The sequence below is a fragment of the Arthrobacter methylotrophus genome (genome assembly GCF_039539965.1).
GTDB classification, from domain to species: domain Bacteria; phylum Actinomycetota; class Actinomycetes; order Actinomycetales; family Micrococcaceae; genus Arthrobacter; species Arthrobacter methylotrophus.
Map to the genome: position 1 here is coordinate 2,758,721 of NZ_BAABED010000001.1, position 25,692 is coordinate 2,784,412.

General features: G+C 62.3%; 23 protein-coding genes. 4 read left to right on the forward strand and 19 right to left on the reverse strand.

The genetic code is table 11. From position 1 onward, the window contains the following. Positions 1–196 precede the first annotated feature (196 nt). The 15 genes from ABD884_RS14600 to ABD884_RS14670 all read right to left on the reverse strand — a co-directional run bounded on the left by ABD884_RS14600 (position 197) and on the right by ABD884_RS14670 (position 17,541). Positions 197–1,036: a cell division protein FtsQ/DivIB gene (locus ABD884_RS14600; protein ID WP_345047031.1), complete on the reverse strand. Its 840-nt coding sequence runs from the start codon at positions 1,034–1,036 to the stop codon at positions 197–199. Beyond that, positions 1,029–2,402, reverse strand: a complete 1,374-nt coding sequence (gene murC, locus ABD884_RS14605; RefSeq protein ID WP_345047034.1) for a UDP-N-acetylmuramate--L-alanine ligase — start codon at positions 2,400–2,402, stop codon at positions 1,029–1,031. The genes ABD884_RS14600 and murC overlap by 8 nt, the downstream gene beginning before the upstream one ends. Continuing rightward, positions 2,399–3,520 carry an undecaprenyldiphospho-muramoylpentapeptide beta-N-acetylglucosaminyltransferase gene (gene murG, locus ABD884_RS14610; protein WP_345047036.1) on the reverse strand — a complete coding sequence of 374 codons (1,122 nt, stop codon included), beginning with the start codon at positions 3,518–3,520 and terminating at the stop codon, positions 2,399–2,401. Before murG ends, murC begins: the two co-directional genes overlap by 4 nt. Before the next feature lie 6 nt (positions 3,521–3,526). After that, the gene (gene ftsW / locus ABD884_RS14615) at positions 3,527–4,831 is read right to left on the reverse strand and encodes a putative lipid II flippase FtsW (RefSeq protein WP_345047039.1); all 1,305 of its coding nucleotides are present in this window, start codon (positions 4,829–4,831) and stop codon (positions 3,527–3,529) included. A gap of 2 nt (positions 4,832–4,833) precedes the next feature. After that, positions 4,834–6,435, reverse strand: coding sequence for a UDP-N-acetylmuramoyl-L-alanine--D-glutamate ligase (gene murD, locus ABD884_RS14620; protein ID WP_345047043.1), 1,602 nt, complete (start codon positions 6,433–6,435; stop codon positions 4,834–4,836). Continuing rightward, positions 6,417–7,526: a phospho-N-acetylmuramoyl-pentapeptide-transferase gene (gene mraY, locus ABD884_RS14625; protein ID WP_345047046.1), complete on the reverse strand. Its 1,110-nt coding sequence runs from the start codon at positions 7,524–7,526 to the stop codon at positions 6,417–6,419. The genes murD and mraY overlap by 19 nt, the downstream gene beginning before the upstream one ends. Beyond that, positions 7,523–9,013 (reverse strand): UDP-N-acetylmuramoyl-tripeptide--D-alanyl-D-alanine ligase, encoded by a 1,491-nt coding sequence (locus tag ABD884_RS14630; protein WP_345047051.1) that lies wholly within the window; start codon positions 9,011–9,013, stop codon positions 7,523–7,525. The genes mraY and ABD884_RS14630 overlap by 4 nt, the downstream gene beginning before the upstream one ends. Positions 9,014–9,019: 6 nt before the next feature. Then, positions 9,020–10,657 carry a UDP-N-acetylmuramoyl-L-alanyl-D-glutamate--2,6-diaminopimelate ligase gene (locus ABD884_RS14635; RefSeq protein ID WP_345047055.1) on the reverse strand — a complete coding sequence of 546 codons (1,638 nt, stop codon included), beginning with the start codon at positions 10,655–10,657 and terminating at the stop codon, positions 9,020–9,022. Between the two features lie 121 nt (positions 10,658–10,778). After that, a complete protein-coding gene (locus tag ABD884_RS14640) occupies positions 10,779–12,575 on the reverse strand; it encodes a peptidoglycan D,D-transpeptidase FtsI family protein (protein ID WP_345047061.1) in 1,797 nt (598 codons plus the stop codon). Between the two features lie 55 nt (positions 12,576–12,630). After that, positions 12,631–13,296 carry a cell division protein FtsL gene (ftsL, locus tag ABD884_RS14645; protein ID WP_028266712.1) on the reverse strand — a complete coding sequence of 222 codons (666 nt, stop codon included), beginning with the start codon at positions 13,294–13,296 and terminating at the stop codon, positions 12,631–12,633. After that, positions 13,293–14,291, reverse strand: a complete 999-nt coding sequence (gene rsmH / locus ABD884_RS14650; RefSeq protein ID WP_345047067.1) for a 16S rRNA (cytosine(1402)-N(4))-methyltransferase RsmH — start codon at positions 14,289–14,291, stop codon at positions 13,293–13,295. The genes ftsL and rsmH overlap by 4 nt, the downstream gene beginning before the upstream one ends. 195 nt (positions 14,292–14,486) lie before the next feature. Beyond that, on the reverse strand, positions 14,487–14,918 hold the full coding sequence (gene mraZ / locus ABD884_RS14655) for a division/cell wall cluster transcriptional repressor MraZ (protein WP_028266710.1): 432 nt from the start codon (positions 14,916–14,918) through the stop codon (positions 14,487–14,489). 378 nt (positions 14,919–15,296) lie between these two features. Continuing rightward, complete coding sequence (locus ABD884_RS14660) at positions 15,297–15,659, reverse strand: DUF3040 domain-containing protein (RefSeq protein WP_345047074.1); 363 nt, start codon at positions 15,657–15,659, stop codon at positions 15,297–15,299. A 236-nt stretch (positions 15,660–15,895) separates the two neighbouring features. After that, positions 15,896–17,161 carry a DNA polymerase IV gene (gene dinB / locus ABD884_RS14665; protein WP_376954350.1) on the reverse strand — a complete coding sequence of 422 codons (1,266 nt, stop codon included), beginning with the start codon at positions 17,159–17,161 and terminating at the stop codon, positions 15,896–15,898. Between the two features lie 116 nt (positions 17,162–17,277). Beyond that, positions 17,278–17,541: a hypothetical protein gene (locus tag ABD884_RS14670; protein ID WP_345047077.1), complete on the reverse strand. Its 264-nt coding sequence runs from the start codon at positions 17,539–17,541 to the stop codon at positions 17,278–17,280. Here ABD884_RS14670 and ABD884_RS14675 point away from each other — a divergent pair. Then, a complete protein-coding gene (locus ABD884_RS14675) occupies positions 17,519–17,791 on the forward strand; it encodes a hypothetical protein (protein ID WP_345047079.1) in 273 nt (90 codons plus the stop codon). The two genes, ABD884_RS14670 and ABD884_RS14675, sit on opposite strands and share 23 nt — an antisense overlap. Further along, a complete protein-coding gene (locus tag ABD884_RS14680; RefSeq protein WP_345047082.1) occupies positions 17,788–18,879 on the forward strand; it encodes a polyprenyl synthetase family protein in 1,092 nt (363 codons plus the stop codon). The genes ABD884_RS14675 and ABD884_RS14680 overlap by 4 nt, the downstream gene beginning before the upstream one ends. A 102-nt stretch (positions 18,880–18,981) precedes the next feature. On the opposite strand, the gene ABD884_RS14685 is transcribed toward ABD884_RS14680, so the two are convergent. Together ABD884_RS14685 and ABD884_RS14690 are read right to left on the reverse strand one after the other, a co-directional pair. Then, on the reverse strand, positions 18,982–19,335 hold the full coding sequence (locus ABD884_RS14685) for an Rv2175c family DNA-binding protein (protein WP_028266705.1): 354 nt from the start codon (positions 19,333–19,335) through the stop codon (positions 18,982–18,984). Next, entirely contained in the window at positions 19,328–19,831 is a 504-nt protein-coding gene (locus tag ABD884_RS14690) for a hypothetical protein (RefSeq protein ID WP_345047088.1), read from the reverse strand. Before ABD884_RS14690 ends, ABD884_RS14685 begins: the two co-directional genes overlap by 8 nt. Here ABD884_RS14690 and ABD884_RS14695 point away from each other — a divergent pair. Both ABD884_RS14695 and pknB read left to right on the forward strand, forming a co-directional pair. Then, positions 19,809–20,936, forward strand: a complete 1,128-nt coding sequence (locus tag ABD884_RS14695) for a LysM peptidoglycan-binding domain-containing protein (protein WP_345047092.1) — start codon at positions 19,809–19,811, stop codon at positions 20,934–20,936. The genes ABD884_RS14690 and ABD884_RS14695 overlap by 23 nt on opposite strands. An 83-nt stretch (positions 20,937–21,019) precedes the next feature. Next, positions 21,020–23,110, forward strand: a complete 2,091-nt coding sequence (gene pknB, locus ABD884_RS14700; protein WP_345047095.1) for a Stk1 family PASTA domain-containing Ser/Thr kinase — start codon at positions 21,020–21,022, stop codon at positions 23,108–23,110. Positions 23,111–23,233: 123 nt separating this feature from the next. On the opposite strand, the gene ABD884_RS14705 is transcribed toward pknB, so the two are convergent. Further along, positions 23,234–24,661: a class II 3-deoxy-7-phosphoheptulonate synthase gene (locus ABD884_RS14705; protein WP_035741741.1), complete on the reverse strand. Its 1,428-nt coding sequence runs from the start codon at positions 24,659–24,661 to the stop codon at positions 23,234–23,236. Positions 24,662–24,726: 65 nt separating this feature from the next. Beyond that, positions 24,727–25,530, reverse strand: a complete 804-nt coding sequence (locus tag ABD884_RS14710) for a lysophospholipid acyltransferase family protein (RefSeq protein ID WP_345047099.1) — start codon at positions 25,528–25,530, stop codon at positions 24,727–24,729. Between the last annotated feature and the right edge of the window lie 162 nt (positions 25,531–25,692).

Here is a 25,692-nt window from a genome sequence, read left to right on the forward strand (position 1 = left end):
TGTCCTATAGCGAAACAGATCGAGTCCAACTTGAATTCTTGGACCTTAACCCTCTAGTTGAAGGTTATAGTTATGTCAAGTAACTCCTAAGTGACGGTATGGGCTATGAATCCGACATTCAATGACCGCCTCCGCGTGTCGTGCGAAAGTCCGAAAAATAGCGCCATACATCAACGAAGTTACTTCCCGGAATTGGCTACTTCGTGAACGGGTGCCGCGGCGCGCTGACGTCGTAGACGTTCACTGGAACCTTGGGATTCGCCGGAGCCTTCAGCAACGCCTCGAGGACCCGCGCCTTCAGTTCCTTTTCGTCCGCATTCCCCCACACCACGATCTTGCCGTCCGTGAGCTTGAGCTCTACGGCGTCGGGCGACGTGGCCGAAGCGCTGGCCATCTTCGCCAGGACATCCGGCGGCAGCGTCGCAAGGACACTCGTGATCGCCTTGAACAGGTCCTGGTTGGCTCCTTGTCCGTCGACCAGGGGCAAGGGAACCGAGGCTGGATCCGCGGTTGACCCAAGCTGCACTCCATCGACATCAACCAAAAGATAGTTGTCCCCGCTCTTGACCAACGCCACCGGTACCCGCTCCACAATGTGGACCAAAAGTTCGGACGGCGGGCGCGCCTCGGTGCTCACGGAACGCACCTGGACCAACGGTTTGAGCAGCGCGGCGATTTCGGCGTCGCTGACCTGCGGAAGCGGCTTTCCCTTCACCGGTTCCAATGCTTTCTGGACAGCCCCCGGCTGGAGCAGCTTGGTGCCTTCGACCGACACCGTGCGCACGGCGAAAACCGGCGAATAGATCGCCGCAACGAGTATTCCGGCGACCAAAACGACGATGACCGCCAACGCCGTGAGCACCGTCCGCCGCCGTTTGCGTCCTTTCGGCTCCGGGAAGGCCAACACATTGCTGTCCTTGCCGCGAGCGGCTTCTTGGGGACCGCCGACGGAATCGTCGAGGCTGCGTTCAGCACTGACGACTCCGGCCCGGGCTCCGGCCTTCCGCTTGAAAGTGGGCTTCCGGGTATCAGCCACCCAACAACTCCAGGATCCGGGGCCCGTAAGCCGTCACGTCGCCAGCTCCGACGGTCAAGACGATATCGCCCTCGCTGGCCACCGCAAGGACTGCGTCCAGCGCTTCCTGTCCGGCCCCCACCAGCCTGCCGTTCTTGAGGCGTTCCGTGATCATGGTGCTCGTGACCCCGGGAATGGGGTCTTCGCGGGCAGGGTAGATGTCCAGCACGAGCGCCGTGTCCGCTTCGCCGAGCGCCTCGGCAAAATCTTCGGCGAATTCCCGGGTGCGCGAAAACAGGTGCGGCTGGAAGAGCACATGCACTTTGTTCCCGCCTGCCACGGAGCGGGCCGCGGACAAGGCAGCCCGGACCTCGGTGGGGTGGTGGGCGTAGTCATCATAGACCCGCACCCCTCTCCCCTGACCCTTGAATTCAAATCGCCGCGATGCTCCCGTGAAGCGGCCCAGGGCGGCCGCGGCGGCCTCTGGTGCCACTCCCAGTTCGACGGCGACGGCAAACGCTGCGGCCGCGTTCAGCGCGTTGTGCCGCCCGGGAACCTGAAGGTCAAGCCGGTACCGCTGTTCGTCGATGGACACCCAGACATCACCCGGACCTCCATCATGTAGGCGGATGTCGGCGTCCTCTGCCGTCCCGTAGCCCAGCACCCGGGTATTGCCCGCCGCACGGGTCCGTTCAGCGAGGGCCCGGGCGCCGTCGTCGTCGGCGCAGGCGAACAGCGCGCCTGCAGCCGGCAACAGTGCGGCGAAACTGTCGAAGGAGGCAAAGACGGCCTCTGGAGTGCCGTAGTAGTCCAGATGATCGGCCTCGACGTTGGTGACAACGGCGATGAGGGGCCTGTAGTTGAGGAAGGAACCATCCGATTCGTCGGCCTCGGCGACGAAGATGTCCGAGCTGCCGTGCGCTGCGTTGACGCCTAGGGCGGGCACGTTGGCCCCGATGGCAAACGACGGATCCAGGCCCGCTTCCTTGAGCAAAACAGCCACCATTGACGTGGTGGTGGACTTGCCGTGCGTGCCGGCCACGGTCACCACGCGGTCCGCGCCCATGGTTGCCGCGAGGGCCTCGGAACGGTGGAGCACGGGAAGTCCTGCCGCGCGGGCCGCTTCCAATTCCGGGTTGTCAGTCCTGATGGCTGAACCTGCGACGACGGTCTGCGCCTCACCAAGATTTTCAGCGGCGTAGCCGACGGAGATCCGAGCCCCGGCGGACCGCAGGTCCTGCATGACGGGCAGGTCTTTGGCATCCGAGCCGCTTACCGGAACTCCGCGGGCCACCATGATCCGCGCGACGGCGGACATGCCCACCCCGCCGATGCCGATGAAGTGAACCCGGCCGAGGGACGAGAGGTCTGTGAGGGGCTGGGTCATTCGGATACCGCTTCCAAGACGAGATCAGCCACCCGCTGATCAGCATTTCTGATGCCAAGTCCTTTTGCCTTGCTGGCCATATCCTCAAGGCGGGCTTGATCCGTGAGCAGCGGAATCAACTCGGCTTTGAGCCACTCCGCGGTCAGCGCCCCATCATCGACCAGAAGCGCCGCGCCTGCCTTGACCAAGGCGGAAGCGTTCATGGCCTGCTCGCCGTTCCCGACCGGCAATGGAACGAATACCGCAGGAAGCCCGACGGCGGCCACCTCGCTTACTGTTGCGGCTCCGGAGCGGGCAAGGAGGACATCCGCTGCCGCGTAGACGTTTTCCATGCCGTCCACGTATTCCACCTGATGGTAGCCGTCGGCTGCCAGGAGGGCGCCGCCGGCGTTCGTCACGGCCTTGCCGCGGCCGGTGATGTGGAGTGTTTGGATCCCGGCTTCGGCCAAAGCGGCAACGGCGCCGGCGATGGTGAGGTTGATGCTCTGGGCTCCGGAAGAACCGCCCGTGACGATGAGTGCAGGTTGTCCGGCATCCAGGCCCAGGGATCGTCTGGCGGCCGCACGGCCGGCCGCACGATCCAAACCGGCGATGGCCTTGCGCATGGGCATGCCGACGTGGCGGGCGTGCCTCAACCTGGTCTCCGGGAAGGCCACGGCAACATGCTTGGTGAACATCGCCCCGACCCTGTTCGCAAGCCCGGGGCGGGTGTTGGCCTCATGAATGACGATGGGGATCTTCCGGCGCCATGCCGCAAGGTACATCGGCGTGCAGACGTAGCCACCCACGCCCAGCAAGACGTCGGCTTGGGCATCGTCGAGAATACGGCCGGCCTGTTTGACGGCTGCCGCGAGCCTCCCGGGCAATTTGAACAGATCTGCGGAAGGTTTCCGGGGAAACGGAACCCTATCAATCGTGGCCAGCTCGTATCCCGCGGCCGGAACGAGGCGGGTTTCCATTCCATTCGGCGTCCCGACGGCAAGGATGGCCGCATCCGGCCGCAGCGACTTGAGGGCATCGGCGATGGCGAGCAAGGGACTGATGTGTCCTGCCGTCCCGCCGCCGGCCAACACCACGGAGAGAGGCTTGGGCTGGGAATTCTGGGGTTGGGAATTCATGGAGTGCTATGTACGCTTTCGTGCAGGTTTCACAAGACGCCAACGCGGCTTGGAGGGGCTGGCAGAAGCCGTTTGTGCCCGGGCCAAAGACAACACTACGCCCACGCCGCATAGTGACATCACCAACGCTGAACCGCCATAGGAGATGAAAGGCAGCGGAACACCGATCACGGGAAGCAAACCTGCCACCATGGCCATGTTGATGACGGCTTGCCCCAGCATCCAAGCCATGATCGATCCGCCCAACACACGGGCGAACAAGTCTTCCTGGTGGCTCACGACTCGATAGATGGCAACGGCCAGCAACGCGAAGAGCACCAAGACCACGATGGTTCCCACCAGGCCGAGTTCCTCCCCGATGACCGCGAAGATGAAGTCATTGTGGGCTTCAGGGATCCACTGGTACTTTTGCCGGCTCTGGCCGAGCCCCACGCCAAGCCAACCACCGGAAGCCAGCGCGTTCATGCCCTGTTCACTCTGGAAGCCAATGTCGCTTGCCCCCGCGCAGCTCTGCCCCATCCACGATGTAATACGGCACATCCGGTTTCCGCTGGTGGCCGCGAGTATCAGGGCTGCAGCGGCGGCAACACCACCCGCCGCAGCGAAGAGCTTCAGATTGACGCCGCCGAAAAACAGGCCGGCAGCCATAATGAGCATGACCACCAGCGAGGTGCCGAGGTCGTGGCCTGCAACGATCAGGCCAATGATGCAAAACGAGACCGGGACGATCGGGACCAGTGCGTGCGTCCACTTGTCGAGGAGCTTTGCCTTCACCGAAAGGACCGTGGCCATCCAGAGCACTAGCGCGAATTTGGCATACTCCGACGGCTGGAAGGTGAACCCACCTATCTCGATCCAGTTCTGGTTGCCCAGGACCCGCTTACCGATCACCAGGACGAGCATCAACAAGGCAACGGCAAGCACAATGGCCGGCCACGCGAACCTCTTCAGCCACAGGACGTTGACTCGTGAAAGCACCAGCATTGCAACGATGCCGATACCGGCAAACATGCCTTGCTTTGTGGCGATGGAGTATGGGGATTCCCCGGCCGCAATCGATTCGACGCTGGAGGCGGACAGGACCATGATGATCCCGATGGCCGTCAATGCGAGTGTCGCGCCAAGGATCAGGTAATAGGTAGAGCCGTTAGTCGGCTTGCCGTTTCCTTCGAGGTTCGACCAAAATCCGGCGACCCCGGACCGAATACGCGACGGTAGCGAGGCTCGAGCAGCGCCTGCCGCGCGTCCAGCAGGGGCTGCCTTAGCGGCCCGAGTCCGCCCGGGCCCCCTGCGCGTGGGCGTGCTGACCATTGCTACTCCTCGGTGGTCTGTGCCTGGCCTTCCACAAGATCGCGCACTGCCCGGATGAAAGCATCGCCACGGTGAGCGTAGGAAGAGAACTGGTCCATGGAGGCAGCCGCCGGGGCCATCAGCACAGTATCGCCGGACACGGCGATACTGGCTGCCGACTCGACAGCGTGGGCCATGACGGTGTCGCCGAAGATCGGAGACGGTTCCGCGGCGGCACCAGCTGAATCGGCGGACTGCACCATTTCAGTGTCGCTCTTGGGCTGCCCGATTACGGGCACATCCGGCGCGTGTCGTTGGAGGGAGGCTTCAAGATCCGCGGTATCGGATCCGATCAGCACCACGGCCTTGAGCCTGCGTGCGTTGCCCTTGACCAAGTCGTCATAGTTGACGCCCTTGGACAATCCGCCCGCAATCCAAACGACGTTCCTGAATGCCGACAGGGCCGCCGAGGCGGCGTGTGGATTGGTCGCCTTGGAATCGTTGACCCAAAGCACACCGTTCTGCCTAGCCACAGGCTGGATCCGGTGGTCTCCCGGGAGATAGTTCCTGAGACCCTCGCGCACTGCCGCCGGATCCACGCCATAAGCGCGCACCAGTGCCGCAGCAGCCAGAGCGTTGGCAACCATATGGCGTGGAGCAGCCAGGCCCAGATCCGCCAGCGCGGCAAGTTCCACGGCGGAGCTCTTGCGTTCTTCGAGGAACGCACGGTCCACGAGCAACCCCTCGACGACGCCGAGCATGCTCACGGCCGGAGTCAATGTGGTGAAGCCGATTGCCCGGCAGCCCTCCACTACGTCGGCGTTTTCCACCATGCGTTCGGTCTCGATCTGCTCGGCGTTGTAGATGCACGCCTTCTGGGTGTTCTTGAAGATCTTCGCCTTGTCCGCGAGGTAGGACTCGTAGGATCCGTGCCAGTCAACGTGGTCCTCCGCAACATTGAGGCAGACACTGGCGACCGGAGAGATCGACTCACTCCAGTGCAGCTGGAAGCTGGAGAGTTCAACCGCGAAAGCATCGTATTCCACCGGGTCGCGGAGGGCATCAAGGATGGGAGTGCCCACATTCCCCACGGCGATCGCTTTGAGGCCCGATGCCTGCAGCATGGCCTCGGTCATGCCCACCGTGGTGGTTTTGCCGTTGGTACCGGTGATCGTGAGCCAGTCCGCGGTCTTGTGGCCTTTGCGTTCGCGCACCCGCCATGCGAGTTCGACGTCGCCCCACACTGGCACGTGGGCACGCTTGGCAGCTGCCAGGAGGGACTGGTCCGGGCGCCAGCCCGGTGACGTCACCACAAGTTCGGCCTTTTCACCGTCCACCAAAGGCAACTTCTTGACGGCGTCCTGGCCGAGGAGGACGTCGGCAGCGCCCACGATCTTCAAGGTATCCGCCTGGGCCGCGGCCTTAGCGCTCGTGGCGGCGTCGACCACCACCACCCGCGCACCGAGTTCGATAAGGGTGTCGGCGGCAGCGAAACCGGAGACGCCGATGCCCGTCACAACGACGCGCAGGCCTTTCCATTCGGAATCCCAGCTGACGAGGTTCTCAAGCCGGTCATTGGCCGAAGGTTTGGTTTCAGGAATTGCGCTCACAGCAGCACCACCCATTCAGCATAGAAAATCCCAAGGCCGGCGGCCACGAACAGGCCACAAAGAATCCAGAATCGGACAACCACCGTGATCTCGGCCCAACCCTTGAGTTCGAAATGATGTTGCAGGGGGGCCATTTTAAAGACCCGCTTACCCTTGGTGACTTTGAAATAGCCCACCTGGATGATGACGGACAGGGTGATCAGGACGAAGAGGCCGCCGATGATCCCCAAGAGAAGCTCGGTGCGGGAGAGGATCGCAAAGCCGGCCACCGCGCCGCCGATGGCCAGGGAACCGGTGTCACCCATGAAGATCTTTGCCGGGGATGTGTTCCACCAAAGGAAGCCCACCAGCGCAGCACTGCAGATAGCCGCCAAGAGTGCCAGGTCAAGCGGATCACGGACCGAATAGCAGCCGCTGCCCGCTTCGCGCGGTGAACCACAAGCCTGGTTGTTTTGCCAGATTCCCATGAGTGTGTAGGCCCCGAAGACCATGATCGAGGCGCCCGCGGCGAGGCCGTCCAATCCGTCTGTCAGGTTGACGCCGTTGGTCGCTGCGGTGACGATCAGGTTCGACCAGATGACGAACAGGATGGCTCCCAGGACGGTACCTCCGAAGGCCAGGTTCAGCCACGGAATGTCGCGCACCAGGGAAATATGCGTGGAGGCCGGTGTAATCCCCTGGGAGTCGGGGAAGTTCAGGACCAGCACGGCGAAGACAATACCGACGAACGCTTGGAGGATCAACTTGGCTTTGGCATTGAGCCCCAGGCTGCGTTGCTTCGATATCTTGATGAAGTCATCGAGGAAACCAACGAATCCCATGCCGACCATAAGGAACAACAACAACAAGCCTGAAGCGGACGGCCCCGGTGAATGCGGATTCATCATCCACATGATCAGGTGGGTCACTCCGTAGCTGATGAGAACTGCGGCCACCACGACGGTGCCGCCCATCGTGGGTGTACCACGTTTGGTGTGGTGGGACGTGGGGCCGTCGTCCCGGATGAACTGGCCGTAGCCCTTGGTGACAAGGAACCGGATGAAGAGTGGTGTTCCGATCAAGGCCACCAGGAGGGCGACGCCTGCGCCGATCAACAGTGCAATCACAGCAGCTCGTTCCCTTCATTGGCGGCAGTCGCAGTCGCGGTGTTCGCACTCGTTCCGGCTTGTGGGGGTAATGCTATCCGATCCCCCAAATACCGCAGGCCGACTCCGTTCGAGGACTTGAACAGCACAAGATCGCCCGGTTCAAGCTCAGCCTGCAGGAGTTCGTAGGCCTCGTCCACCGTTTCGGTGAAACTGCATTCGTTGCCCCAAGAGCCTTCCTGGATCGCGGAAATGTACAGCGCCCGGGCCTCTCGGCCAACCACCACGAGCCGGGAAATGTTCAAGCGAACCACTTGGGTCCCCACGGCCGTGTGTTCACGAATGGAATCGTCGCCGAGTTCGCGCATCGCGCCCAGCACGGCCCAGGTGCGGCGTCCCTGGCCGAGATCGGCAAGGGTGCGCAAGGCTGCACGCATGGATTCGGGATTCGCGTTGTACGCATCGTTGATGACGGTCACCCCGTCTGCCCGCTCGGTGCGTTCCATTCTCCACCGGCTGGCCGGCGACTGCTCGCTCAGCGAGGCGGCAATGTCGGTCCCGGGGATTCCCGCCGCGAACGCGGCCGCTGCAGCGGCAAGCAAGTTGGTGATGTGGTGAGCACCGATCAACTTGCTGTGGACGGCATGGGGGGCCGCGCCGTCGGGCAGGCTGAGTTCGAAGACCGGGTGGCCGTCTTCATCGATATCCGCGTTCCTCGCCGCTACCCCCGAGCCGGAGGCACCGGTGGAGGTTGTTCCAAGCACTGTGGCCCGCGTGCGGGAAACCATCGCCGCGACACGCGTGTCGTCGAGGTTGATGACGGCCGTCCCAGCCTCCCCAAGTGCCTCGACGAGTTCACCCTTCGCTTTGGCGATGTTCTCGACGCCACCGAATTCGCCAGCGTGCGCTGTGCCGACGACAAGTACCACGCCGATGTCGGGTTGGACCATTTCGGCGAGGTACTTGACGTGTCCCACACCGGTGGCTCCCATTTCGATCACGAGGTAGCGCGTACCGGCGTCGGCCCCGAACACCGTGAGCGGTACGCCGACTTCACCGTTGTACGAACCCTGGGGAGCCACTGTGGCCCCGGCCCGGGAGAGAATCCCGGCGAGCAGGTCCTTCGTGGTGGTCTTCCCCGCCGAACCTGTGATGCCAATGACAGTAAAGTCCTCACCCTTGACGGCGCGGGCAGCACGGATGCGGCCCACGGACTCAGCGGCCAGGGCACCCATCGCGAGCACGGCGTCATCGACGACGACGGCGGGGTAGGGCCGGCCGTCATCGTCGGAAATGGCGCGCTCGGTTAGCGCCAGGACGGCACCGCGCTCAAATGCGGCGCCAACATAAGCATGGCCATCGGCGTTTTCTCCGGGCTTGGCCACGTACATCGATCCCGCGGTCGCCTCACGGGAATCGGTGACGATGGACTCGGGAACAATGCCCGGGTCCGCCATCAGTCGGCCGTTGGTGATATCGGCGATTTCCGCCGCAGTAAGTGCAATCATCTCGGTCTAGGACTCTATCCGTTTGTCCGTGGAAATTCTGAATCTCCTGGCTGTCAAGGCTGCCCGCAACTCGACCCGGTCATCGAGCGCAAGGTTGACACCTTTCACTTCCTGCCAAACCTCATGGCCCCGCCCGGCGATCAGGATGGTGTCCCGTTCAGTGGCCAATTCCACAGCGCGCCGGATGGCAAGCTCCCGGGGGTACGCTTCGACGATCTCGCAGGTGAGTTGCTCCGACTCGCGGGCGGCTTTGGCCCCGGCCAGTACCTCCGAGCGAATGGTTGCGGCATCTTCGTCGTGCGGGTCGTCGTCGCTGATGATCACGACGTCGGCGAGCCGGGCGGCTATGGCGCCCATGGTCGGCCGCTTGCCTTGGTCGCGTTGGCCTGTGGCCCCGAAAACGACGATGACCCGGGATCCGGGTTCTTGGGAACGCACGGCCTTCAAGGCCCTGGCCAGGGCGTCCGGGTTGTGCGCGAAATCAACGACAGAAGCCGGAGCGTCCGAGATCAGTTGCATCCGGCCCGGCACGGAAAGGGTGAAAGGATCGTATTCGTCGAGGGCCGCCTGCAATGTCTGCGGATCGGCACCCGAATCGAGCACCATGAGGGTGGCGAGTGCCGCGTTCGCGACGTTGAAGTCTCCCGGCAATCCTGTGTGGACGCGCAGGAGCGTTCCGTCTCGGTGGCGCAATTCGAAGTCGTTTCCTAGCCCGCGTTGCTTTGCCGATTCCACCGTCCAGTCAGCATCCGTGCCCGGCACGGCGGACAGGGTGGTCACGGGAATTCCCGCTTCTTCCGCCAGCAAACGACCCCACTCGTCGTCCACGGTGACCACGGCGCGCCGAGCGCGGGACGTGGAAAAGAGTTTCGCCTTGGTCCGGAAATACTCGTCCATGCTTCCGTGGAGGTCCAAGTGATCCTGGGTGAGGTTCGTGAAGCCGGCAACGTCGAACGTGACCGAGTCGACCCTGTGGAAAGACAGGGCGTGCGAGGAGACCTCCATGGAAGCCGCGTCCAGCCCACGCTCGCGCATGAGCGCGAGAAGGGCATGAACGTCCGTTGACTCGGGCGTCGTCAGCAGGCTGGGGATGGCCTCTCCTCCCGCAAGAATTTCTATAGTCCCGATCAAGCCTGGATTCCTACCCAGGGCGCGAAGAAGCGCGTTGATGAAGTACGTCGTGGTGGTCTTGCCGTTGGTACCCGTGACACCGAACAGCGTGGGAACAGCCTCATCGTGGGGCTGGCTTCGATAGATGAGGGCAGCAAGGGGCCCGACGGCGGCACGGGGACTGCTGACGATCAACACAGGGATAGAAAGATCGTCGAGTGCCAATTTGCGTGCGCCGTCTTCATCAGTCAAGACGGCCACGGCTCCCGCGGACACAGCTTGGGGGACAAAGTCGGCCCCATGGCGTGCGGCGCCTGGCAATGCCAAGTACAAGTCGCCCGGCTCGACGGTGCGGGAGTTAAGGGACACCCCGGTCACCGACGTCTTGGCTGAGTCCGGTGGCACCACGATTCCTAGCGAGGCTGCGATGGTTTCGAGGGAAACGGACTCCACGACGGCGGGACGGAAGCCGGCTTTGTCCGTAGCCGGCGGATTCCCGGAAGGGATCGATGCGGCGTCATTCTGCTCTGACAATGGGTCTCCGTTGGTACTCGTAAAACTGGCCGCGCAGGAACCGTTGGACTCCTGGAAACGGCATGGGTGGATCGTGGTGTGGCCGGACAGATGCCAAATAAGCTTACTTGGCAAAACCGACTTACTTGGCGTACTGCGGGAATCGCGCCGGAGTGCCGGTGGAGGGCGAGACGTTGTAGGTGCGCAGGACCTGGCCCATGACCGAGCGGAAGATCGGCCCCTGGGTGATGCCGTAGATGTTTCCCTTGGGCCGCTGGACAACTACTTCGACGATGAACCGTGGATTGTCCATAGGGGCCATTCCGATGATGGAGGCGGTGAAGCCATCGAAGCCGGGCAGCCCGTCTTCACGGGGCGCCTGGGAGGTTCCCGTCTTGGCGCCCACGCGGTATCCATCGATTCCCGCATCCTTCACTTCGCCCATGGTGACGTTGCTCTCAAGGATGTCGCGAACCTGCTGCGCCGTGTCTTTGGAAACGACTTGCCGGGAATCCTTGGCAGGCGCTTTCGCCTCGACTCCGTCAGCGCCGACGTAGCCGTCGATGAGCCGCGGCTGCAGCATCACGCCGTCATTCGCCACGCTTTGGTAGGCCCGGACAGTCTGAAGCGTGGACTGGGAGACGCCCTGTCCGAAAAGCACCGTGTACTGCTGACGGTCGTCCCACTGCTCGGGCTTTGCGAGGATGCCGGTTGCTTCAGCCGGAAGGCCGATATCCGGAGCTTCGCCGATACCGAAGCGTGTGAGGTAGTCGTACCGTTGTTGCTTACTCAGGCGGCTACCGATCATCACGGTACCGGTGTTCATCGAATAGCCGAGGATGCCGGCGAGGGTCCGTTGTTCGGTTCCGTGCTCGAACGCGTCCGTGAAAGTCTGCCCGTCAATCGTCAACGCCGGGGGAACGGTGACCGTATCCAGCGGGCTGGACTTTCCTTCATTGATCGCGGCCGAGGCCGTGATCATTTTCTCCACCGAACCGGGCTCGTAGGCAGCTGTCACGGAACGCACGCCACGGTCCGCGGCCGCCGTCTTACCGGGATCGTTGGGGTCCGGCGCATTGGTGTCCGCCATCGCGATGAGGTTTCCGGTCTTGATGTCCTCGACCACGATTGATCCCCACTCGGCATTGAGTTGGCTCACTTGCGTCTGGATCGCCTGCTGGGCAAAGTACTGAATGTCAGTGTTCAGCGTGAGCTTGACGTCCTTGCCGTTGACCGCAGGGGTCAGGAGGTCGGTAGCCACGGGGATACGAAGACCATCGGCGCCGATCTCGAATACCCGCTTTCCGTCCGTGCCGCGGAGGAGATCGTCCTGCGTCTGCTCAAGCCCGGCCTGGCCTGTGGTGCCGTCCTTGAGGAAACCAATGACTCCCCCAGCGACGCTGCCGTTGGGATAGACCCGTTTGCTGACACCTTCGGAGCCCACTCCCGGAATGTGCAGCTGGGAAATCCGGTCTTCAACGTCCGGTTTCACTTCCTTGGCCACGATGTTGTACTTCTTCTCGCCTGTTACTGCCTGCGTGACTTGGCTGACGTCCATCCCCAGGGCGCTGGAAAGCTCCGCTATGCCCTGGGCCCTGGAAATCTTGTCGATGCCTTGGGTCTGGGAATTGTAGCGCGGGAACTGATCAGTGTTTGTGTTGACCGTTTGATCCACGACGATGTTGTAGCGGATCACGCTGGTAGCGAGCACGGTGCCGTTCGCGTCAAGGATCTTGCCGCGTTCGGCAGGCAGGATGGTGCTTGTCAGCCGGTTGTTATAGGCAGCCTCAGCCATCCCTCCAACGTCCAGGCCCTGGACGAGGAACAGTTTGCCCCCGACGATCAGCAGCAGCGTGAGCATGATGGTCAGGCCGATGCGCAGGCGCTTCTGCGCCGCCGGCGTTCTCTTGTTTTTCGATTTGCCGGTCTTCTGCACCACGTCGATTTCCTTGCTGCTTGCCTTGCTGTTTGCCTGAAATCAGGTCGGCCGGAAGCTACTGCCCGGGCACCTTCTGCTCGGGAGCAGGGACCGAGCCACCATGGAGGTCCACCACGGGGGGCTTGGGGGCCGCAGGAACCGCTGGCGCCGTCGGTTTGGCCGGTGTGGAGTCCACAGCCCCGTTGGGTTTGCGGCTATCCAGTGAATCATTCTTGGCCGGCGCGGAAGGTGCCGCACTGGGCTGGCCTCCAACCGCAGGAGCCGCGAGGACAGCACCGGGATCCTGTCCCTTGGTTGCTGGCGTTGCCTTTCCTGTAACCGTCAGTTTGTCCAGATCGATCTGGCCAGTGGCGGTGGACGCTACCATTCCCAATTCTGCAGCCTTGGCGGCCAGATTCTGCGGAGCTTGGAAATTCTGAACTTGCTGTGTCAGATCCTGGTTTTGTTTGTTCAGGGACGCATCATCGTTCCTGAGCTTCACGAGGTCGTACTGGGCTGTGGAAACGGAGATGTTGAGCACCAGGACAGTCAACAGGGCTGCCGCAAGCACGCCGAAGCAAAAGACGACGAAGGGGGTGCGACGTCTCCCGGGGACGCTCTGAACGAGTGAGAGCGGCGTGCGGACCTTGCGGGTGGGGTCGGGTTCCGGGCCTCGGACGGGCAGGGCACGCGCGGTGTTACCCACCGTGGTCGGCAAGATCTTCGCGGCGGCGGTGCTCATGCTGTTCTCCTCGCTTTGATGCGTTCCACGGCCCGCAGGCGGGCCGATGCCGCACGGGGGTTTTCGGCAATTTCTTCGGCTGTTGGCACTTCGGTGCCTTTGGTCAAGGTCTTGAATTCCGGTTTGTGTTCCTCCAGCTCCACCGGGAAGCCGAGCGGAGCCGATGACTTGGACCGGGACTGGAATGCCGATTTGACGATCTTGTCTTCAAGCGAGTGGTACGACATGACCACAACTCGTCCCCCCAATGCGGAGGCCGCAAGAGCTGCAGGCAACGCTCTCTCCAAGACATCGAGTTCCTCGTTGACTTCAATCCGCAGAGCCTGGAAAGTCCGCTTTGCCGGATGCCCTCCGGACTTTGCGGCCGCCGCGGGAACGACGCCTCGGATCTGTTCGACGAGTTCGCCTGTGGTGGCGAACGGCCTGGTGGCCCTCGCAGTGACGATGCGGTTTGCGATCCTGCCGGCAAACTTCTCTTCGCCCCACTTGCGGATAATCCGCACCAGGTCTTCTTCGGAATAGTTGTTGACTACGTCAGCGGCAGTCTGGCCGCGACTGGTGTCCATCCGCATGTCCAGTGGCGCGTCGTAGGAGTAGGCAAAGCCACGCTCCCGCTCGTCCAGTTGCAGGGACGACACGCCGAGGTCCATGAGGATACCGTGCACCTCCGGGATGCCAAGGTCCGCGAGGACGTCTTCGATCTCATCGTAGATGGCATGTACCAGGTCGGTGCGGGCCGAGAACGGCTTCAGTCGCTCTCCGGCGAGAGCCAAAGCCTCTTCGTCCCGGTCGATTCCGACGAGGTGCAGATCAGGGAACCGTTGAAGCATCGCTTCGGAGTGGCCGCCCATACCCAGGGTGGCGTCGATGGCCACAGGCGTTTCGCCGCGGCGACGGGCCGCCTCAAAACCGGGGGCCAACAAATTGATGCACCGGTCCTTCAGGACCGGTACATGGCGTTCCGAGGTTGGTTTTGGCGCGTCCTGCTCCTCCATGCGGCCTCCTCAGTGCTGAATCGTTCGGTACATCCGTCAGTTGCGTGTTGCTTTGAGTGGTCGCTACTTGGGCCGGATCCCCATCCGCGCCTATCCCAGGGTCTGCCTGGCTCCGGGGAAGGGAAGCCAGGAAAACAATGTGATGGGCGGCTGGAGATCCCGTCCAAGAAGCTTCGGTGCTTTCTTGCCCGGTTCCTACATGAATCCGGGAAGGGTGTCGTCGTCGGTCTCCGAGAAGGCGGCTTCCTTCTCAGCCAGGTACTCATCCCAAGCCTGGGCATCCCAAATCTCAGCTCGGGTGCCGGCGCCGATTACCGCCAATTCCCGGTCGAGACCTGCGTAGCTCCGGAGCGTCGGCGGAATCGTCACTCGCCCCTGCTTGTCAGGTACCTCGTCAGAGGCTCCGGACAGGAAAACCCGCATGTAGTCACGTGACTGTTTGGAGGAGATGGGGGCCTCCCGCATCGATTCGTGAATACGTTCGAATTCCCGCTGGCTGAAGACGTAGATGCATCGCTCCTGGCCTCTTGTAAGTACCAAGCCGTCAGCAAGTTCCTCGCGGAACTTGGCGGGAAGGATGATCCGGCCCTTTTCGTCCAGACGCGGCGAATGCGTGCCAAGAAACATTGGCCCACCGCCCATCTGTCAAAGGTGCCCGTACCTACCCCACGCCGCCACTACCCTCTTACTTGCTCCACTTTACTCCACAAGCTCCCACAGTCAACGCAATCACGCGTGTTTCTGCCCCACTTTCGAAGACAGGAGCCCGAACACATGCGGAATTTTCGGGCGTGGTTGAAAGTGGAGTGGATTTGCGATGGTTTTCAAGGAAGCGCACGACGGCGGCGCCAGAGTTGCGCCTACATCCTCCTGAGAAGCTGCGCGCCCGGTTAAATGCGAAAAGACCCGAAGTCCGGGTCTTTTCGCAATCAGGCCGACGCCTGGTGGTGCAATGTGGAGGATTTACTTCCAGCGGAAGACCATCCCGATAATGGAAGCTCTCAGCTACTCCTCGCCCCGCCGACGCTCGTCCCAGCGCTCCTCGAGGTTGCTCATGAATGAGTTCCTCGCCTTGCCCGGCTTGGTATTCTTCGATTTGCCCCCGATAGCCCTTCTCAGGGTCGCAAAGTACACGCCGGCGCCCATGACAATGAAGCCCAGCACTCCAAGGAAGATGTTCTGCAAGGACACACCTACCAACAACAAGAGGATCCCGGCGATAGTGCCTAGAACGCCAATAACGATGTGCCTGGTCGACCACGAACGAATGGGGTCAGAGCCCATTGAATTGGCAAACTTCGGATCGTCCTCATGCAGTTGCTTCTCGAGTTGTTCGAGGAGCTTCTGTTCGTGCTCCGAGAGGGGCATCGCGACCTCCTTTAGTCGGCCAGCGACTGGATATGCCGCTGCCCTTGCCTCTGTACCCTTGAACGGACGAACCCAAAAAAGGGTTCCCGAAGACCGGGTCTTGTGAACACGGTCTCACGGAACTGACACAACGGAGCAATTTATCCAGACGGTCTAAATCTGTGTATATCTAGGATAGTTTGTTGGCCGCTGTTCTGAAAGACACACGACCGGCATCCGGAGGTGCTCTTGGGCACCTAGGGAGAGTCCGGTTCATCCGGCCCTGCATGCGGCTCCAAGAGCCTCGCCGGAAGGACCGTCTTGCTGCCGAACCGCTCGGTGACACGGTCGAGCGCCTGCTCGGCCGCTCGCCAGTTATCATCCCGGCGATCCAGGCTTAACTGCAGTGAAGCCTGTTCAGCTGGCTCAAGCTGCTCGGCGCGGACACCCACAAGCCGCACGTCCATCGGCCGCTCGCCCAAGGACGCCAGCAACTGGCTTGCCACCTGAAAGATCAGCTGGGCGCTATCCACGGGTGTATGCATCGTCTTGCTGCGGCTGATGGTCGAAAAGTCCGCATACCGCAGCTTCAACGCAATGGTGCGGGCCAGCATTCCGGCATTCCGTAGCCGTGAAGCGGTGCGGTGCGAAAGCCGGAGCAACTCGCGGTGGAGGAGCGCGTCATCCGGGGTATCGACTGCGAAGGTTTCCTCCGAACTGATGCTCTTCTCGAGTCGGACGGGGGTGACCGGCCGGGGATCCAAACCCATGGACAGCCGGTGGACGTGCTCCCCCGAGGCGCCAAGGACCTTTTTCAAAGAAGAAAGCGGCGTGGCCGCAACGTCGGCCACGGTGCGGATCCCCAACCTGGCAAGGACATCAGCCGTCTTGGCCCCGACTCCCCACAAGGCGTTCACCGGCAGGCTGTGCAAATAAGCTACGGTCTGCCCAGCCTCGATAAGCAGCATCCCGTCGGGCTTGCAGCGCGTGGAAGCGATTTTGGCAACGAACTTGTTCGCGGCGATACCCACGGATGCCGTGATTCCGAGCTCGGAAACAACGCGGCGCCGGATCAAATGGCCGATCTCGAGAGGCGGCCCCAGCCTCCTGATCGCCCCGCCGACATCCAGGAAGGCTTCGTCGACGCTCAGGGGTTCCACGAGATCCGTTATTGATTCAAAGATTCCCATCAACTGCCCGGAGACCTCGTAGTAGAGGCTGTGGCGGGGTTCGATAATCACCGCGTGGGGGCACATCCGCATGGCGTTGGCCATGGGCATGGCAGACTTTACGCCCAAGGCGCGTGCTTCGTAGGAGGCAGACAGGACAACAGAGCGATCCACAGGGAAGCCCACAATGACGGGTTTTCCCCGGAGCTCTGGACGGGTGCGCAGTTCCACGGAGACGAAGAAGGCATCCATGTCCACGTGGAGAATACTGGTGCGCCTTAGCTCCCGCAGTGCGGCGGCATCCGGGACGATTACTCGACCGGGGCCCCGCCCGTCCTCTCCATGTGGTCTCACAAGCAAATCCTATGCCGGGACGCTGGTTACGGGAGGCAGCGTCCGGCGTCCTAAACTGAAGGCAGCATCCGGCGTCGTCCCCAGGAGGAAATCCCTGTGAAGCTCTTTGGAAAGCCTCAACCCGTCAGCCTGGCCTTGTTGGCCACGGGCGTCGCGTTGACCATCTCGGCTTGCGGCTCGTCCCCTGCAAGCACGGCATCCCAAGGGGCTGCGCCAACATCGTCGGGGTCGGCAAGCGCCTCGGCCAATCCGATGCCTGCTGCTCCCTCCACAGCGAGCCCGGGAGCGACCGCGGCGGTCGGGGCGTTGGTCCCCGGGTTTCCACAACAACTCATTCCGCTGATGCCGCAGGCGACCGTGGAGTCCAGCAGTTTCGACAAGAACACCTCCCCGGCGTCGGTGGCCCTGGTCGGTGCCATTGCATCGCCTGCCGACGCGGTGGTCGCCTTTTATACGACGGCACTCACGGCACAGGGGTTCAAGGAAATTCCCGGTAATACGGTGGGGAGCATCAAGTCAAAGGACTTTCTCCGCGGGGACAATGAAACAGTAAACATCTCGGTCGTGGAAACCGCGGGCAAATCCACGTTCACCATCGGCGCCAACGTGGCCGCCGGGTCCGTCAAATGACCGCGGAGAGCCTCGGTTCGGAGCAGAGCCGATTCGTGGCCGACGTCGCCGCCAAACTTCATGGCTTCCTGGGTGTGCAGCAGGAGACCATGGCCACCATATCCCCCGATGTCGCTCCCCTCATGGGCTCCATCAGGAACCTTGTGACAGGTGGCAAACGCCTCCGTGCCTTGATGTGCTATTGGGGATGGCGGGGTGCCGGAGGTGAGTCCGGGCATCCCGATATCATCACGGCTGGCTGCGCTTTGGAACTCTTTCAAGCTGCCGCCCTGATTCACGATGACATCATCGACCGCTCTGATACACGACGCGGCGGTCCCAGCGTCCACAAGCGGTTCAGTCAACTCCATGAAGGCGAAGGCTGGGCCCTGGACAGCGAACGGTTCGGGCATGCGGCGGCCATATTGACCGGGGATCTGTGCCTGTCCTTCAGCGAAGAGGCATTCACCCAGATTGGGGTCAGGGCTGCTTCCGGGACACCTGCGCGGCGGATCTTCAACGTGATGCGCGCCGAAGTGATGGCCGGTCAATACTTGGACATCCTGGAGGAGGTTGCGGGTCCAGTGCGGGACCGCGCAGGCGCCGTCCACCGCGCGCAATCGATCATCCGTTTTAAATCGGCAAAATATTCAACGGAACATCCCTTGGCGCTGGGGGGCGCCTTGGCCGGCGCCAGCCAAGAGCTCCTACAAGGATATTCCGCTTTTGCGCTGCCGCTTGGTGAAGCATTCCAACTGCGCGACGACGTGTTGGGCGTGTTCGGCGACCCCGGGACTACGGGAAAGCCCGCGGGCGATGACCTCCGCGAAGGCAAGCGGACCGTTCTGGTCGGCTTCGCCATCAACCAAGCCGGAGCCGCTGATTCCAGCTATATCGACACCATGCTGGGAAGACAGGATCTCGGGGAAGCCGAGGTTGCAGAGATCAGGCGGATCATCGTGGATTGCGGAGCGCTGGAAGCCACGGAATCAATGATCGAGGAACTCAGCAACCAGGCTTTCGAGGCCTTGGAACGCCTCCCCTTGGCTGAACTCCCGCTTACGGCACTACGTCAGTTGGCCGAAGCCGCTGTCAGCAGGGCCGCGTGAACTCTTGGCTAAATCCAGATTAATCTCAACATAGAATCCGGGATTAAATACAGTGGTGACGGCAGTTTCCTGCCGCCACCACTGTATTTAACGGAGGAGTCCTTACCAGGCCAGCGATTGGGCTCTGCGTCGGATTTCAGTCTTGCGCCCTTCGCGCAACGCGTCCACAGGCCGGCCACGCAGTGACTCATCCGGAGTGAAGAGCCACGCAATGAGCTCCTCATCCGTGTACCCGGCGTCGCCAAGTACTGCAATGGTGCCCTTCAGGCTGTCCACTACATGACCATCCTGGATAAAGAGTGCGGGAATCGACCGGATGTTCCGTTCGCCCACTCTCACAGCCACCACTGCACGCTCATCCAGAAGACCGTGGACCTTGGTGATTGAAACGTTCAGCAGCTCTGCGACATCGGGCAGCGGCAGCCAATCGGAAACGAGGCTTTCTACATTACTCACGGATCAAGATTGCCACGCCTTTGCACTTTGCGCCTAGCCAGCTGGGCGGAACCGGCCGGATTTGCGGCCATGAATTGCCCAAGAATCGAATGCTCAAGGATTTCTTGTGCCGAATCGAAAAATGTGAGAGATTCACATTGATCACATTTGCATCACTACTAACTTTAGTAACACTGGCAACAGCGGCATTCCCCGTATCCGCTGCTGAGATGAGGATTGCTTCCATGACGACGCCCCGCTCGCCCAAGAAGACACCGAACATGCCCATAATTGCGGCCACTACCGCGGCATTGCCCGCCGTCATGCTCTCTTCCTTGGCGCTTGCCCAACCGGCAACAGCGCTTCCAGCGGTCCAGCCCCAGAGGATCCCCGCGACGCTGGCAGCGGCCATGCAGGCCCAGGCTTCGGCCGTTGCTGCGAATGTCATCCCGGCGTCAGCGGTTGCCGCCACCATCCCGACTGCCATGCAGCCAATGGCCCCGTCCGTACCTGCCACGTACACCATCGTCCGCGGCGATACCGTCAGCGGCATCGCAGCCCGCTATGGACTGAACACCAACACAGTGCTGCAGCTCAACCAGCTCTCGGCCAACACCATCATCTACCCGGGACAGCAGATCAAGCTGACCGGTTCCGCGACCACGCCCGCTGCCCCGGCTCCCGCACCAACCCCGGCTCCCAGTACCGCGTCGTCGTTGGATGCCACATACACCGTCAAATCCGGCGACACCCTGGGCGGCATTGCGGCCCGCCATGGCGTGGCGCTGTCCGACGTTTTCAGCTGGAACGGCCTCAACGGCCGGTCCATCATTTACCCCGGCCAGAAGATCAAAGTCGGGGCGGGATCGAAAGCCCCGACACCCGCAGCGCCAGCCCCTACGGCGCCAGCCCCTGCTTCCGCGCCTGCGCCAGCAGTGACGGCTCTTGCCAGCACCGGCGCTTACACGATCAAGTCCGGTGACACTTTGGGCGGCATCGCATCCCGCCTTGGCGTCTCCCTGTCATCGCTGCTTTCGGCCAACAAACTGTCCATGAGCACCATCATTTATCCCGGGCAGAAGCTCGCCATCCCGGGCGCTCCTGCGGCCCCTGCACCAGCCCCCGTCACCACACCGCTGGTTCCGAGCACTTTCCTGGGCTACACGTACCCGGCCGCCGTCGTCAGTTCAGCCAACGCCAATAAGGCCCTGCTTAATGCTTCCCCGGTTCCGACCGCCGCCCAGATGAAGGCAATCGTTACCGACACCGCGCGTCGCATGGGCGTGGACCCCTCCCTGGCCCTGGCATTCGCATACCAGGAATCGGGCTTCAACCAGCGTGCCGTCTCGCCTGCCAATGCCATCGGCACCATGCAGGTGATTCCATCCTCCGGCGAATGGGCCTCGGAACTTGTGGGACGCAAGCTCAACGTCCTGGACCCGTACGACAATGTGACCGCCGGCGTCGCCATCATCCGGGCACTCGTGAACACCAGCAAGGACCTGAACACCGCTATCGCAGGGTACTACCAGGGCCAGTACTCAGTGAGCAAGTACGGGATGTACGACGACACCAAGGCCTACGTCGCCGCGATCTTGGCACACAAGAAGACCTTCAGCTGAGCCACACGAATAACATGGGCCCGGATCGCATGGCGATTCGGGCCCATGTTTTTGCTCAGTTTTTGCTCAACTAGGATCGTAGGGTGCAGGAACAAGTTTCGGACCATCTCCTCGGATCCCTCGTGGACGGGCGCTACCTGGTGCGATCGCGCCTTGCGGGTGGCGGAATGTCCATCGTCTACCTCGCTACCGACAAGCGGCTCGACCGCGACGTGGCGCTCAAAGTGCTGCATCCGCACCTGGCTAACGACCAAAATTTCCTGGACCGGCTTCAGCGTGAGGCCAGGGCCGCCGCCAGCTTGTCCCACCCCCACGTTGTCGGGGTCCTCGATCAAGGACAGGACGGCCACATTGCGTACATCGTCATGGAGTACATCAAAGGCCACACCCTGCGCGACGTCCTCAACGAGAAGACAGCGCTTCCGCCCCGGCTGGCCTTTGCATTGATCGATCCAGTCATCGAAGGACTTGCTGCTGCCCACGCGGCGGGACTGATCCACCGTGACGTGAAACCGGAGAATGTCCTGATCGCCGAAGACGGCCGCATCAAGGTGGGCGATTTCGGCTTGGCCCGGGCGGTCACGGCGACAACGAGCACCGGTGCCCTGATCGGCACGGTCGCTTACTTGGCTCCCGAACTGGTCCTGGGGAAGGCCGCCGATGCGCGCAGCGACATCTACTCTGCCGGCATCATGCTCTACGAGATGCTTACCGGCGAGCAACCGTACGCGGGCGACGTACCCATCCAAGTTGCCTACCAGCACGTCAACGCAGCCGTCCCTCCGCCGTCGCTCGCCGTCCCTGGACTTGCCACGGACGTGGATGAACTCGTCCAATGGTGCACCGCGAAGGACCCTGACGGGCGTCCCGTGGACGGCGCTGCGCTCTTATCTGAACTACGGCATATCCGGACGACCCTGAGCGACGCCCAACTGGACATCAATCCGCCAGCAGCCAAGACACTTGCTGCAGGTTCGGAAGGGCGGAAGGATGAGGCCGGAGCAACGGCAATCGTCGCCCCTTTCCCTGCAGAACCGACACAACCCTTGGAGAGGATCGGACGCCCAACCGAGGTTATCTCCGGCCAGCGCAATCCAACCACGGTGCTGCCGCCGTCGGGCTACTCCCCCGGCGCCACCACCCTTCAGGGACGATTACCCCAGGACCGGACGACCCCGGCGGGACCCCCGGCGAGCAAACGCGACATCAAGCGGATGGCGCGCCAAGAGGAGAAGGACCGTTCGCGTGCAGCGGCTACGCCGTCGCGCTCGTTGCGGGAAGGCAATCCGCGCCGCCGTGCCGTTATCTGGACGATCGTGGTGATTGTCCTGGCGATCCTGGCTACCGCGGCGGGCTGGTTCTTCGGCATGGGGCCCGGCTCGCCCGGAACCATTCCGGATACCAAAAACAAGACGGTCGCGGAGGCGCAGCAATTGCTGAGGACAGCCGGCTTCCAATCGGATCCGAAAGACGTCTTCGACGACGAAGTCACGGCTGGCTTCGCGGTGGGAACCGAGCCCGCGTCCGGCCAGGTGGTCCGGAAATTCCAGCCTGTGTCGCTCTTCGTCTCGAAGGGACCACAGTTGTTTCCCCTCGCCGGGATGACGGGCCTGACGTTGGACCAGGCCAGCAACGCCCTCGGAACTGCCGGGATGACCCTCGGCAAGGTCACTGCGCAGTATGACGACAGCGTGCCTTCGGGACTGGTCATCTCCCAGTCCCCGGTACAGGACACCCCAGTGCGCCACGGAACCCCCGTAGGGTTCGTGGTTTCCAAGGGACCCCAGCCACTCCCCGTGCCCGATGTCCGCGGCATGACCCAGCAAGCAGCCGTCAAAGCGATCAGCGATACCGGTTTGACGGCGAAGATCGCTCCGGATCCTGTCAATGATAAGAAGGTTCCTGCCGGGGCCGTGGTCAGCCAAACTCCAGCCAACGGCACTTTGGCCCGCGGGGAGGCCGTCACGCTGACCCTGTCCAAGGGACCGAAACTCGTCCACGTCCCCAACTTCATCGGCAAGCAGGCCGACGCTGCCCGCAAAGCCCTGGAGTCGCTGGGATTCGACGTCAAGATCAACAACATCCTGGGTGGCTTCTTCGGCACCGTCCGTGACCAGAACCCCGTGGAGAGTGACGCGCCGGAGGGCTCGCAAGTCACCCTGACCGTCGTGTAGGACCCAAGCACGCAAGACAAGAAAGGCGATCCGGAACCAGCCGGATCGCCTTTCTTGTGTGTGCTTGCTCGCCGCGCGGCATATTAGCCGGATGGCACCCTTGCCGGACTAACGCTTGCCGGACTAACGCTTGGTGAGGGCTCCGGCTACGAGGAATGCCATCTCAAGGGACTGCATGTGGTTCAGTCGGGGATCGCACACTGATTCATAGCGGTCCAGGAAGGCGTCCTGGTCGATGGGATCGGCACCGCCAAGGCATTCCGCGACGTCGTCCCCCGTCATCTCCATGTGCAAGCCACCCGGTACCGTACCCAAGCCGTGGTGGACCTCGAAGAACCCGCGGACTTCGTCCACGACGTCGTCGAAGTTGCGCGTCTTGTACCCGTTGGGCGAGGTGACCGTGTTCCCGTGCATGGGGTCCGTGACCCAGAGAACCTGCGCGCCCGAGGCTGTGACCTTTTCGACAACGGCAGGCAGTTTCTCGCGGATGTTCTTGGCACCCATCCGCGTGATAAAAGTGAGGCGGCCTGGCTCGCGGTTCGGGTCCAGCTTGTCGATTAGCCGCAATGCGTCGTCTCCACTGGTCCCGGGGCCAAGTTTGACGCCGATGGGATTGCGGACGCGGGACAGGAAATCCACATGCGCATGATCGAGCTCGCGCGTACGCTCACCGATCCAGAGGAAGTGAGCGGAGGTGTCATAGGGAAGGCCCGTGCGGGAGTCAATGCGGGTCAGCGCGCGTTCGTAATCCAGCAACAAGGCCTCGTGGCTCGCGAAGAATTCCACGCGCTTGAGGGCTTCAAAATCGGCACCGCAGGAATCCATAAACTTGATGGCGCGGTCGATGTCCCGCGCCAAGGACTCGTAGCGGGCGTGTGCGGGGTTTTCGGTGAATCCCTTGTTCCAGAGGTGCACCAAGCGGAGATCGGCGAAACCGCCCTGCGTAAAGGCGCGGATGAGGTTCAGCGTGGAAGCCGAGGTATGGTAGGCCTTCAGCATGCGGCTGGCATCGTGGGCGCGCGACTCGGGGGTGAAGTCGTAGCCGTTGACGATGTCTCCGCGGTAGGCAGGCAACGTCACGCCGTCGCGCGTTTCCTCGTTTGAGGACCGTGGTTTGGCAAACTGGCCCGCCATGCGCCCCATCTTGATGACGGGCATGGCCGCACCATAGGTGAGGACAACGGCCATCTGGAGGATGGTGCGGACCCGGGCGCTGATCTTATCAGCGGTGGCGTCTTCGAAGGTCTCGGCACAGTCGCCGCCTTGAAGCAGGAATGCCTTACCTTGGGCTGCGGCGGCCAAGCGCTCGCGCAAGATGTCCACTTCGCCGGCAAAGACCAACGGCGGGAGCACGGAGAGTTCCTTGACGGAGGCATCGAAGACGGCCCTGTCGGTCCAGGTGGGTTGCTGCGAGATAGGCAGCTGGCGCCAATCGTCCAAGCCGGGATAGTTTGCCGCACCGCTCTGCGCGGTGCTGGTCAGCGGGCTGCCCAGGGAAGTGCGCAGGGGGCTCGTCACGGACGGGGCGGGGTTCGCGGATAGCTCAGTCACCCTCCAAGACTAGTTGCCTTGCCCGCTGTTCGGGGCACGGCCCCGTAACCGTTATTCGCGGGTCGTCACACTTTTCCAGACACTCCGCCGTTGCCCTCATCGGGGGCTGGGCCCTCGACGGACACGGGCTTGTCAACCTTGCCGGTATCTGCTGGATCTTCCTGGCTTCCCTTCGCGTGGCCGGGAAGGGGCCCGGCCAGTCGCTGCTTGACGACGGCGGCATATTCGTCCACGTATTCCTGCCCGGAGAGCCGCATGAGTTCATACATGATTTCATCGGTCACGGCGCGTTGCACGGAGCGATCTTCTTCTTGGCCGTAGTACCGGCTAAAGTCCAGCGGTTGGCCGAAAATGATCCCGATGCGGCGGATGTTGGGCAGACGCTTGCCGATCGGCTGGACCTTTTCGGTGCCGATCATGGCCACGGGGATAACCCGTACCCGGGTCTGGAGGGCAAGTTTGGCGACTCCCACTTTGCCCCGGTACAGCTTGGCGTCAGGGCTGCGGGTGCCCTCGGGGTAGATGCCCAGCAGGCCGCCCCCGGTCAGGACGTCTCTACCCGCCTGCAGGGACATCTCGGATGCCGCTCCGCCGGAACGATCCATGGGCAGCTGGTTGGTGAGCCGGAAGAACATGGCCGTCAGCCTGCCCTTGATCCCTGTGCCGGTGAAGTACTCGGACTTGGCCAGGAAGACGACCGGCCGCGGCACCATCAACGGCATGAAGATCGAATCGGAAAAGGACAAATGATTTGACGCGAGAATAGCGGCACCATCGGGAGGAACATTGTCGAGACCCTTGACCCAAGGACGGAACAGCAATTTGAGAACCGGACCCAAGAAGATCCGTTTCATGACCCAATAGAACACTGCGGTTCCTCTCGAGGGCGGCGTCTGCAAGGCGTCCGAACGGTCTCGGCCTGCACTCAGAAGCCACCCTACTCCAGTGAGAAATGTCCCGAACAGTGACACCATGGACTCATGACGGAAAGCACGCTCCGACCATACTTGAGGAATCGACCAGCTTTTTCC

Coding starts and splice junctions, on each gene's coding strand:
- ftsW (WP_345047039.1), bottom strand. CDS start 4,831: ATGGTCAGCACGCCCACGCGCAGGGGGCCCGGGCGGACTCGGGCCGCT.
- murD (WP_345047043.1), bottom strand. CDS start 6,435: ATGGGTGGTGCTGCTGTGAGCGCAATTCCTGAAACCAAACCTTCGGCC.
- ABD884_RS14630 (WP_345047051.1), bottom strand. CDS start 9,013: ATGATTGCACTTACTGCGGCGGAAATCGCCGATATCACCAACGGCCGA.
- rsmH (WP_345047067.1), bottom strand. CDS start 14,291: ATGGAGGAGCAGGACGCGCCAAAACCAACCTCGGAACGCCATGTACCG.
- ABD884_RS14660 (WP_345047074.1), bottom strand. CDS start 15,659: ATGCCCCTCTCGGAGCACGAACAGAAGCTCCTCGAACAACTCGAGAAG.
- murC (WP_345047034.1), bottom strand. CDS start 2,402: ATGACCCAGCCCCTCACAGACCTCTCGTCCCTCGGCCGGGTTCACTTC.
- ABD884_RS14695 (WP_345047092.1), top strand. CDS start 19,809: ATGGCCCCGTCCGTACCTGCCACGTACACCATCGTCCGCGGCGATACC.
- ftsL (WP_028266712.1), bottom strand. CDS start 13,296: ATGAGCACCGCCGCCGCGAAGATCTTGCCGACCACGGTGGGTAACACC.
- ABD884_RS14680 (WP_345047082.1), top strand. CDS start 17,788: ATGACCGCGGAGAGCCTCGGTTCGGAGCAGAGCCGATTCGTGGCCGAC.
- murG (WP_345047036.1), bottom strand. CDS start 3,520: ATGAATTCCCAACCCCAGAATTCCCAGCCCAAGCCTCTCTCCGTGGTG.
- mraZ (WP_028266710.1), bottom strand. CDS start 14,918: ATGTTTCTTGGCACGCATTCGCCGCGTCTGGACGAAAAGGGCCGGATC.